Genomic DNA, 10,025 nt, shown 5'->3' with positions numbered 1-10,025 from the left:
CGCGCCGAGGGCGCGCGGGGCAGGCGCGGCGGCGGCCTGCTGGGGTCAGGCGGCGGCGTGGCGGCGTCTGCGGTCGACCGGCTCGAACTCGACCCGGGCAGTCATCTGCGCGAGCCGTGAGGCCACGCGGTCTCCGAGGTAGGCACGCAGGTCCTTGATCGCCAGGTTGGTGGTGATCAGGGTCGGAAGCATGTGGTTGTACCGGCGGTTGATCAGCCGGTACGTCACCTCCTCCACCCACTCGCTCGACTTCGCGGCGCCAAGGTCGTCGAGGATCAGCAGCGGGCACCGGCTGACGACCGCCAGCTCCCGCTCGCTGTCCGTCCCGGGCCTGGGGCGCAGTTCCGCGTACAGGTCCGCGGCGGTGACCGCGCGCCAGCGCACCCCGATGCCGGCCCCGGCAAGCGCGCGGACCGCGCCGTACGCCTGGTGGGTCTTGCCCGAACCGACCACCCCGGCCATCAGCAGGCTCGGGCCGGTGGTGATCTGCCGACGCGCTCCCCGGCTCGGGGCAACGGCCTGCCGGGCAACCTCCCGGACCCAGTCCAGGACCTGGGGGTGGTCGGCCTCCGCGCCCCGGTAGCGCGGAGGCATCCCCGCTGACACGGCGTCGCGCGCGGAGAAGGGCTCGGACTCGTCGAGCAGGGCGGCGAGGGCCGCCGGGGTGATGTTCCGGGAGGCCAGGATGCGGGCCATCCGGTCGAGGGCGCCCCCGGCGCCGAGAGTCTGCGGGTCGCGGGTACGGGTGCGCATCACAGCTCCTCGGCATAGGCGGCGGCGTCGGCCGGGTTGGTCCACGCCTGGTGAGCGGGCACGGTAGACCGCGATCCCGGCCCCGCAAAACCGGCGGACCGTACGTTCATCGCGTCGTTGACCAGACTCGGCAGCCGACTGGGGTGCCCCTGAATCTCCGCGAAACGCCTCAGCCCAGCACGGATGTGCTCCGGGGCGATGCCTTCGGTAAGGAGCTTCTTGGCGATCCGCCCAAGGTGCCCGATCACGTCGCCCGGAGGGCGCTCCTGACACGAGGCGACGTACTCGCCGACCAGTTCCTTCGCCGAGACGGTGGCGTCGGGCTCTGTGCGCCCCGTAGGGAAAGACGATCCAGGATCCAAGATCCTAGATCCAGGCGCCGAGCCCTCCCCGAGGTTTCGGGGAGCCCTCGGGGAGCCCTCGGCGAACGCAGTCTGACCTGCAGTTTCCTCCCCACTGTGGGCAGGAGCGCCGACGGGGCCGACGGAGGCGTCCCGCTGGGCGGCCGGGGCTCCGCCTCGGCGGGCGGGAGGCGGTGGCACGGGCTGCGCGGGCAGATCGAGGGCTCGAAGAGTGTTCGGCGAAGCCTCGTCGACCCCTCGGGGAGCGGTGGGCGACTCCTCGGCGTCGTTGGCGCAGGTGCCCTTACAGGGACCGCAGCGGTCCGCCGCCTGGTGCTGCGGACACGAGGGCAGCCGGGACTGGCTGGGCTTGTCGATCTTCTGGTGCTCGGACCAGGTCACGACATGCAGGTAGCGCCGGCCGTCGCAGCCGGTGTACCGGCAGACCAGGCCCGCGCTTTCGAGCTGCTGGAGGTCGTCCTCGACATGCACGGAGGTGTGCTCGGCGCGAAGCGGCCAGAGCAGCCCGGCGATGATCGCCGCGTTGTCCCGGTGACGGCCGTGATCGTCGGCCTGGGTGAGCAGGCCGAAGAAGGTGCGCTCCGCCTCGACGCTCACCTCGGCCAGCGACTCGGAGAAAAACGCCTCCGGCTTGATCGTCCGTATCCGCGCCATGTCAGCGGCCCCGTCGGGCGGCGGCGGAATTGCTGCGAGTGAGGACGGCCATGGCAAGGTCGAGGGTGTGAGGCCGGGTCCAGTCGGCGTCCGGCCAGACCCGCACAATCCAGCGGGCCACGACCGTGGCCCTCGTGCGGCTGAGTTCGACCGGCTGCCCCTCCACGTCCCAGACGCGGGCGTGGGGGTGTGGCCAGACTGCCTGGGGATCCTTGAGGCTCACGCGGATGGTGGCCGCGCCGGGGATCATGTCCGCGAGCTGAAGGGCGAGGCGGCGCCAGCGGTCGGCGCTGTCCGGGCAGGCTGGGGTTCCGCTCTCTACGGCGGGCATGCAATACTCCGTTTTTTGTAGGAGCGCGGTGCGACTGTCCTCGTGGAAAAGTCCAGCCGTCCGCGTGAGTTGTGAATCGGTGTTCCCTTTGGGGCATCGGCCCGGCGCCCAGGAGTTGGTAGCTCCCGGGCGCCGGTCTCATTTCAGTCCCGGCCTGGCGCGGCGCGGCTCCTGAGACTGGCAGCCACGCGTGGCGGGAGGGCGTTCATCCCGGTCTCCCCCTCGTCATTCGGTCAGAGCTGCGGCGGGCCGTCCGTCGAGCGACCAGCACCATATGCACGCGCTCAGCAAAGATCCACCCCCCTTCCCAGGCACCGCGCGCGCATCGCCCACAGGCCGCGGAAATAGGGTGAGTTCCCGGAAATCGCCGCTGCTGGCGCTGGCGTGCCAACCAGAACGGGCCGGCGCCTCTGTACGAGGCAGGTTGGGACGTTCGGCCCTTTGCACGGGACAGTCGGCATGCCAGACTCCTTTGAAGTAATGCCACTCCGCTGCACCCTTGCCGACGCAACGTCAAAGTGCCGAGTTTTGCAAGGAATTACTTACGCTTCACCGAAAGCGGTGCCGCCCGGCACAGCCGGACACCGTGTGGCTGCGGAGACCTGCGAGTCCGGCAAGCAGCCTGGCCAGAGAGGTAGCACCGCAGGGCCCATCGACGCTCTTTCGGTGACGCCCCTCTCTCCGCCTCTCCCTCTGGCACAGTTCGCCAGGTAGCTAGCCGGCGAAGCATCGGCCACCTTGGTAAGGGTTCAGCGTCTGCTAAGCGATGGGCGACAGCCCGTGGACTTGGGCAAGACCATCGGCAGACAACGCAAGAGGGAATGTCGGCCACACCGCACACGCGCTCGCGAGATCCGGTGGCCATCTCCCACAGCGCAACGGCGGTCCAGAGTACCGTTCGCACTACCCCTCCCCCCTGCCGGCGATTCCTGCCTGCAGACGTGAAACACCCTCTGAGATTTAAGCCCCACCAACCGTCCACGTCAATGAGAATGCAAAACGGTCAATACGACCTCAGACGAGTGAGTGCGGCGTCGACACCACCCCATCACGAGCCCTTAACCCCCTTGCAAGCAAAGGCGTTTCCTCCCCAACCGACCGGAAGCACCAGCACTTCTGGGCCCGCATGGAGCAGCCATTCGGGGCTGGATCAAGATTTCCTCTCTGAATTCCTTTCCCGCAAAGTTTTGCGGGTGAATCGGAGCCGCAAAAAAGTGCGGCCGGTTTCGTCCTCCTTGAATCCCTTCGCCCGGATCCCGACCCCGCAGAAGGTTGAACGCTGCACAGATCAGCCACACTGGGCGCACACCGACCATCCCGCCCCGAGCCGCTGGCGCCAGGCAGTCCACGCGCACGCTTGGTAATGTCGATTTAGAGATATAAGGGCCCGTTCTCAGAGTCGGCCCAGTTGCGACGCCGTGCGACGAACACGGAGGAGTCCCCATGCCTGGGCCCGACGAAGAACCACTCACCCCGGGTCAGCTCATGGGCCTGGCCGGCCTACTGCGTGCCTGGCGTGCCGCCGCCGGGGAAAAGCGGGGGCTGGGGCGGCCGATGTCCCAGGAAGAAGTGGTGGCCGACTTGGGTCATCGCGGACTGCGCTGGTACCAGGCGCTCGAAAGCGGAGCCAGGCCGAAGCTTGACCGGCCGGTCATCGACGCTCTATCGCAAGTACTGCTTCTGGGCCGTGAAGAGCGCGCCGCCCTGCACCTCTATGCCCTTGACGGTGATCTGCCCACGATTCCGGCACCGCGCGCCGACGACCCCACACGCCGCGCAGTCCAACTGCTGCTCGACCGGCAGATGCCCCTGCCCGCCTTCGTCACCGACTCCGTCTGGAACATCGTCGGCTTCAATGACGCCATGGCCTCCTGGTGGCCCTGGGTACAGCACCCCGATGCGAATTTCATGCGCTGGGCCCTGCTCACCGAAGAAGGCCACACCCAGTACGTCGACTGGCATCAGCACGCGGCCGAGTACATCGCCATGCTTCGCCTCGCCAGCGCCCGCCATCCGCACGACATCGACCTCGCCCGGCTGATCAAGGAAGTGCGCCGCGCCCCGGACTGCGACGCTATCTGGACATCCAGCAGCGCTATGTCAGGCAGCCGTGACGGAGCACACCACCGCATGGTCATACCCGCCCTGGGCCCCGACATCGTCGAAGTCGTCAGCCACGTCCTCCGCCCCGGCGCCCTTCCCGACTGGCAACTCACCATCGTTAGCTGGGCACCCGACGACGAGCCGAATGCCCGACCCGAGAGCCCGCCCAAATAACACGCGGTGTCTCCACAGGCCCTGTATCGGCTGCCGGCTCTTGGCACTGGGACCGGTTGGTGGCCGCCGTGGACCCAGACTGGACGGCACTCAGGATCCTCTTCGCCCTGGCTGGCGGCTCATGGGCGAATATCGCACGTGACGGCGAGGGAGAGTTCCGGAAACTGGCGTCGACCAGTAGTCCGGGGCGGAGGCATGAGCGAGGCGCTCGTCCACGCTTGTGTGGCGCGCGCAGTGCGCCGAGGGCTGCATACGCCTCATCCTGCCGACCTCAGTCAGGAGGCGCAGCATCGAGAGGCTACGGCGGCAACCAGCGCGCTGTCGATCGGGCCGCCTGCGTTCAGGCCGACTGCGGCGATGCTTGGGGTGGTCATGTCCATGAATGGTTCTACGACCTCTCTGGCCCCTCTCGCAGTTACGGCAAGGGTGGAGAGGCAAAAATGACTGAACGCGTCTCTCCTCACTACGGGTGAAGAGAGACGCGTTCTGGTGGTGCGGGATCAGCCAGACGTGACCAGCCCCACGAAGGAGGTCCACGCCGCTGCCGCAACCACGAGAGCGGGACCCGTCTTGTCCTTCGAATCCCGGACGCCGACTGCGCCGGTCAGGCCCACGACCTCGACGCAGTTGCCGCCGTCCTGGGAACTGTAGGAGGACTTCGACCACGCCGATTCTGGGGCGAGGTCGGTGGAGGGGCGATGGGTTTCCTGGTTCCTATTCATTCCACAGTCTCTTTTCGAGGTCATGCAGGATTCGCGGCGTCTGCGCAGGGCCCGGTGCTGCCTTGGCCATGTCGTCGAACTGCCGGCGGTACTGCCCAACGTCTGATGCCTTGGACCACATGGTGGTGGCCTTGTAGCTGTCGCTCTGGACTACCGGGCTCAGGCCGTCGAACTCCAGGATCGTGAAGTTCCATGAGGATCGGTATGTGGGCAGGTCATCGGGGATGATCTGCACCTCGACGTTGTCCAGGCTGCTGAGCCGGACGATCTCCCTGTACTGCGCGCGCATCACCGCTGGTGACCCTATGACGGTCCGCAAGGTGTTCTCCGTGAGGATGACGTGTACTTCCGGTCCTCCCGGCTCGATGAGTCGCTCCTTGCGTTCCATCCTGATGCGGATGCCTCGTTCCACGGCATCGGTGGTGCGCTCCTCGACTACCTTGGCCGACTCCATCTGTGCTCGTGCATAGCTTTCGTCCTGAAGCAGTCCGAACACGACGCCGGGTTCGTAGCTCCGGATGCGGACGGCGTCGCGCTCCAGGCCGAGATAGAGCGGCATCCCTGACGGGAGGATGTTGCGGTACGAGAGGTACGGCTCTTTGCTCAGCGACCCACGCTGAAGCGAGAGCAGGACTTCCCGGTCATCCGGATCCGTGACGTTGTAGCGGTCCATGAGGCGCTCAAGGTCCGCAAGCTTCGGCAGAGGAATGTCGCCGCTCTCGACTCGGCTCACCTTCGAGCGCGAGAAGCCGAGTTCGAGCGACACGGCCTCCGCGGTGAGCCCAGTCCGTTCGCGCAGCTCCCGCAGCTCCTTGCCGAGCGTCACCCGCAGGAATGTCGGTCCTCGTCGTCCAGCCACTCTGTCTCCTTCCTCCGGTGCTCTGTCAGCCAGTTCGGGCTCACGTCCGCCGGAAAGTGGTGGCTGTCCGTCAGATCCGTTGCTCTGTCCCGAGTCTGGCATGTCCTGTCGTACGGGCAAGACCCTCTGTCCGCTAAGGGGCATGTGCCAATGTGCGCCCGTTTGAAGTTTCCCTTGAATGTTAACTTTGCCATCCATCAAGCTGGCTGAGCAGCCGAACCGGGCACTTCGGGGAAGCAACAGCCATGCGAACCGGGAGTAGTTGGGCAGGGCCATGCCCCTGGACGCCCACCTGGCAGGCGGCAGCACATCGGCGACGCATCAGCGGCGTCGGCATCGGAGCTGTACCCCACGTGTGCGGAGGAGCAGGGAATGGGGCTCAACGCGTCCTGGGAAACCACTCAGGCTGAGCGAACGGACCGGACCGACTGCACCACTCCGGTCGATGCGTGGGAGATCACCGTGCGTCGTGCTCGTCGTCCCTACGGGGAGCAGGTAGCCGCGAAGGACACGAAGTGGCCGGGCAAAATCCGACGAACGGTATGCCAGGGGCTCATCCGATGGCGGCTCGATGAAGGTGATGTGGATGCCGTCGGCATGCTGCTGAGCGAGCTGGTCACCAACGCTTTCGCCTACGGCGACGGGCCCATTGTCGGTGTACGGGTCACGCTGGCGTACGAGTCGCTGCTGATCAGCGTGTACGACGGATCGTCCACGGCGCCCAAGACGCGTGTTGCCGAGCTCGGCGACGAGAGTGGCCGCGGACTGCTGATCGTCCATTACCTCGTAGCGGAGCGCGGGGGCGATCTGAGCGTGAGCGACGACGGCATGAGCATCTCTTGCAGGATTCCCCTGGGGACGCCCCCATGTCTGCGGTGAAGCGTGTAGAAGGGCCGGTCCCCAGCTACAGTCCGTCCGCCAGTAACAAGGTGTCCGGATGGATGGGGCCTCTGGCGCCACTGACTATCGGCCTGCACCATCGTCTGCTTGCCGGGCTCTGGCCGAGACTCCCCACCGAGACACCTGTCCTGGATGGGCTTTACGACGCACTTGAGGCCGTGCTCGGTGAGCACGCCGATCCGAATACCGCGGATATCGACGAGGCCGACGCACAAGTCAGAATGATGGTGCCCCTCCTCGTGGACGTAGCCAGCCGTCAGTCCCGCCCCGCGGTCACCGATGTGGTCGCCAGCGTGGAAAACGTCGCTGCTGAGGCCCGGCCCGATGACTTCCCGGGAGCTCGCGCGCAGACGCGGCGCCTCGCTCTTGCCGTCCTGGATCTGGTGGATCTGCTGGTAGAGGCGGGGCCGTGATCCAGCGGCTGGGCGAGTCGATCTTCCGTCCGCCACCGCGTGTGCGTGCGGGCTGCTCGCAGGAGGCGTGCGACTACGAGTTTGTCCGCGATTGGCTTGCGGACCCGGGCTTGACGGCAGCCGAGCCTCTTTCGGCCGCCCCCGAGGGGCGCGCCCACCCAGACAGCCGCTCGGTGCGAAGGAACGTCACAACCTGGCGCGCCGAGCGGCGCACCGCCCCGGGTCGACGCGGTGATGCGTCCTGCGTCGCCCCGGCTGACCACAGGGCCACTGGTCCGGCTCTGACCGGAACTGACCTCAGACAGGAGGATTTATGAAACGCACCGCAGAGACTGACCGAGTGTCGATGCGTGACAGGCTTGCCGATCCCACGCTGCTGGACTCGGCGTTCGCCGTGGCGGTGGGCGTGACGAACGGACAGATGCGGTACCGGCTCGCTGTTCCGGTTGGCGGCTCCCGCCGGGCAGGATTTCTCACCGTCGCGAACGATGCCGAGGCGGAGGCGACGCTGTCCGCGCTGGCCGGCAGGCAGGGATTCCCCTCCGTACGTTTGCGGGGGAACGCATCGGCCCACGGAGCGAGCCGGACGGTCATCTGGGGAGAGGACTTTCCCCGCAGTGACGCTGTGACCCGTTGGAGGCGCCTCGGCTATTCCGACGAGGCGATCGTCCGATACGAACAGCAATCTTCGGGCAGCCTGTGATGGCGTGTCGGTCCGGCCCGTACCACGGCCCACGCGGATCCCGCGCGGGGGCGTGTACGACGGCGGACACGACAGAGACCGACCGGGCCAGGATGCTTGAGCGGCTGGCTGATCCCGCACTGATGGACGCGGCAGGCGCCGTGCCCGTCGGTGAAACGGACTGCGGCGTGCAGTACGGACTCGCCGTGCCCACCGGCGGATACCGCCTGGGCGGATACCTCACCGTCACCAATCACGCCGCCGCGCTCGCCGCAATGTCGACGATGGAGGGCCGGCCGGGTTTTCCCTCCGTGCGCGTACGGCGAGCCGTGACCGCTCCATGGGCAAGTCGAACCGTCCTCTGGGGAGCGGACCCGCCCCAGGGCGACATCGGTGTCCAGCGGAGACATCTCGGCTACTCCGACGAGGCCATCGCCCGGTACGAAGAACGGGCGCTGGCGGCCCTCGCCGAGTAAGGCCCGGCCCAGTGGCCACTCCGTCTTCTCCAAGCGGTAGACCGCCGGGCGGGCCATCCGGGCCGAGTTACGGCAGGACATCGCCCCTCTGAGGTGCGAGCCAGGCGACCCACCCGTCCGGCGGGAATGGCAGCTCACCGCCGGGAAGGCGGGCTTCCGTCCGCCGCAGCACTAATCACGGCGGATGGAAGCCTGTATCGAACCAGCAAAGAAAAGCAGTGAAATCGTAATTCGGACGTCAGCTTAATCTTTTCCACCGCCCCACCATCGTTCATAATTCCAAGGACCCCCCGTGCAGCCAAAGCCGCTGGACACAGCACTGTCAGTCCACGCCTTGATTGGTACAGAGCTTAGATACCATCGCGAAAAGAAAGAAATGTCCCAGGGCGAGGTTGGGAAATTACTATTCTTGACCGGCGCCTTCATTGGAATGGTGGAGTCAGGTGCGCGAAAAATGCGAACCGAAATCGCGATCAAGCTTGATGAACTCCTTGACACCGGGGGTTTTTCTTCCGGATCTGTACGGCGCTGAAGGATTTACGGCGGCCGGACCAAAGCATTGAAGCAGTCAAGGCCGAACAGAGCGCAAAACGAATCCAGGAGTATGCGCCGCAGTACGTACCGGGGATCTTGCAGACGGAGGCATACACCCAAGCGGTCCTCCATTCCGGCCTCCCAACAGCGGCAGAGGAAGTAATCAAAGATCTATGTGCGCGAGTGCTCGAACGCGCAAAGACGCTCCAAGACTCAGCAGAGCCCGCCGTATGGACCGTACTCGACGAGGCTGTCCTGCACCGAATGATCGGCGGCCCTGCGGTGATGGCGGAAGCCCTGCGTCACATCGCCACGCTCGGACGTCGGCGCCGAATCATTGTGCAGGTATTGCGATTCACGGCTGGCGGACATCCGGCAATTGATGGCGCACTGCAGCTGATGTCCTTCTCTGACGGGGCGCCAACGCTTGCCTATCTGAAATGCTTCGCGTCTGGCCAGTTGGTTGACGATCCAGAAACGCTGGCGCAATACGAACTTGCATTCAGTTTGACCGCGGCAAGCGCGCTATCACCACCCGACTCCCTGGACCTGATCGAGTCCATGGCGGAGAGTTACGAGCTGAAAAGCAAGCGGGCACACAATTCAAGCCCCGCCCTCTTGCGTAAATCCGAAAACATCGAATAACAGCCCCGGATTCCCGGGAGGCACCCGCGCCCGTTCCCCATCCCCGGACCATGCGCCTGGGCCTGCCAGAAACGGCAGTCCACAAAATCCGTCTACTACAGCCGTCCACCATGGAGTGCTGATCAACATGAACCAGCAATGTGGGGCCGGCGGGCCCGTCGTATCAGGCGCTCACGACACCGCCGTGCGCGTCGATCGAGGGCGGCAGGGCCCGTACGCGTTCGCGCAGGTCCGCAACCCCGGCCGCGTCGCTCGCCGCGAGCGCGGATCCCAGTTGTGCGAGCCGGGCGCGCGATGTGGAGCGCAGCCGCGCGGCGGGCACCCGGGCCAGTACCTCCACCGCACGCTGCGCGGCGTCGGAAGGCCGGGTGGCGGCCTCGGCCTGAGCCATGACCAGAGCGGCGGCTGCCCATCCGG

Annotated in this window: 13 protein-coding genes; 7 read left to right on the top strand and 6 right to left on the bottom strand. The window is 66.4% G+C overall.

From position 1 onward, the window contains the following. Nucleotides 1–45: 45 nt before the first annotated feature. Genes GA0115259_RS10830 through GA0115259_RS10820 form a run of 3 tightly spaced genes read right to left on the bottom strand, consistent with a single transcriptional unit; the run spans nucleotide 46 to nucleotide 2,100 of the window. Complete coding sequence (locus tag GA0115259_RS10830) at nucleotides 46–753, bottom strand: ATP-binding protein (protein WP_093594352.1); 708 nt, start codon at nucleotides 751–753, stop codon at nucleotides 46–48. Beyond that, complete coding sequence (locus GA0115259_RS10825) at nucleotides 753–1,769, bottom strand: hypothetical protein (protein WP_093594349.1); 1,017 nt, start codon at nucleotides 1,767–1,769, stop codon at nucleotides 753–755. The genes GA0115259_RS10830 and GA0115259_RS10825 overlap by 1 nt, the downstream gene beginning before the upstream one ends. Before the next feature lies 1 nt (nucleotide 1,770). After that, a complete protein-coding gene (locus tag GA0115259_RS10820; RefSeq protein WP_093594346.1) occupies nucleotides 1,771–2,100 on the bottom strand; it encodes a transcriptional regulator in 330 nt (109 codons plus the stop codon). A 1,443-nt stretch (nucleotides 2,101–3,543) separates the two neighbouring features. On the opposite strand from GA0115259_RS10820, the gene GA0115259_RS10815 reads away from it, so the two are divergent. Continuing rightward, nucleotides 3,544–4,377, top strand: a complete 834-nt coding sequence (locus tag GA0115259_RS10815; RefSeq protein ID WP_141716520.1) for a helix-turn-helix transcriptional regulator — start codon at nucleotides 3,544–3,546, stop codon at nucleotides 4,375–4,377. A 500-nt stretch (nucleotides 4,378–4,877) separates the two neighbouring features. On the opposite strand, the gene GA0115259_RS10810 is transcribed toward GA0115259_RS10815, so the two are convergent. Beyond that, entirely contained in the window at nucleotides 4,878–5,099 is a 222-nt protein-coding gene (locus GA0115259_RS10810; RefSeq protein ID WP_093594340.1) for a DUF397 domain-containing protein, read from the bottom strand. After that, complete coding sequence (locus tag GA0115259_RS10805) at nucleotides 5,092–5,925, bottom strand: helix-turn-helix domain-containing protein (protein WP_161230335.1); 834 nt, start codon at nucleotides 5,923–5,925, stop codon at nucleotides 5,092–5,094. Before GA0115259_RS10805 ends, GA0115259_RS10810 begins: the two co-directional genes overlap by 8 nt. 405 nt (nucleotides 5,926–6,330) lie before the next feature. Between GA0115259_RS10805 and GA0115259_RS10800 the strand changes: the two genes are divergently transcribed. From GA0115259_RS10800 to GA0115259_RS10780, 6 genes are all read left to right on the top strand, one after another. Beyond that, the gene (locus GA0115259_RS10800) at nucleotides 6,331–6,837 is read left to right on the top strand and encodes an ATP-binding protein (RefSeq protein WP_093594334.1); all 507 of its coding nucleotides are present in this window, start codon (nucleotides 6,331–6,333) and stop codon (nucleotides 6,835–6,837) included. Further along, on the top strand, nucleotides 6,825–7,271 hold the full coding sequence (locus tag GA0115259_RS10795; RefSeq protein WP_141716519.1) for a DUF6415 family natural product biosynthesis protein: 447 nt from the start codon (nucleotides 6,825–6,827) through the stop codon (nucleotides 7,269–7,271). Before GA0115259_RS10800 ends, GA0115259_RS10795 begins: the two co-directional genes overlap by 13 nt. Before the next feature lie 340 nt (nucleotides 7,272–7,611). After that, nucleotides 7,612–7,974: a DUF6302 family protein gene (locus tag GA0115259_RS10790; RefSeq protein ID WP_093594328.1), complete on the top strand. Its 363-nt coding sequence runs from the start codon at nucleotides 7,612–7,614 to the stop codon at nucleotides 7,972–7,974. After that, nucleotides 7,974–8,429 (top strand): DUF6302 family protein, encoded by a 456-nt coding sequence (locus GA0115259_RS10785; RefSeq protein WP_370747609.1) that lies wholly within the window; start codon nucleotides 7,974–7,976, stop codon nucleotides 8,427–8,429. The genes GA0115259_RS10790 and GA0115259_RS10785 overlap by 1 nt, the downstream gene beginning before the upstream one ends. 292 nt (nucleotides 8,430–8,721) lie before the next feature. Further along, a complete protein-coding gene (locus GA0115259_RS42745; protein ID WP_345941004.1) occupies nucleotides 8,722–8,961 on the top strand; it encodes a helix-turn-helix domain-containing protein in 240 nt (79 codons plus the stop codon). Beyond that, nucleotides 8,946–9,608: a DUF5753 domain-containing protein gene (locus GA0115259_RS10780; protein ID WP_345941005.1), complete on the top strand. Its 663-nt coding sequence runs from the start codon at nucleotides 8,946–8,948 to the stop codon at nucleotides 9,606–9,608. The genes GA0115259_RS42745 and GA0115259_RS10780 overlap by 16 nt, the downstream gene beginning before the upstream one ends. 163 nt (nucleotides 9,609–9,771) lie before the next feature. Here GA0115259_RS10780 and GA0115259_RS10775 read toward each other — a convergent pair. Then, a partial coding sequence (locus tag GA0115259_RS10775) for a hypothetical protein (protein WP_370747608.1) occupies nucleotides 9,772–10,025 on the bottom strand: 254 nt, incomplete at its 5' end.

The sequence above is a fragment of the Streptomyces sp. MnatMP-M17 genome (assembly GCF_900091995.1).
In the GTDB taxonomy this organism is placed as follows: domain Bacteria; phylum Actinomycetota; class Actinomycetes; order Streptomycetales; family Streptomycetaceae; genus Streptomyces.
This window is presented reverse-complemented; position numbering and strand designations above follow the sequence as displayed.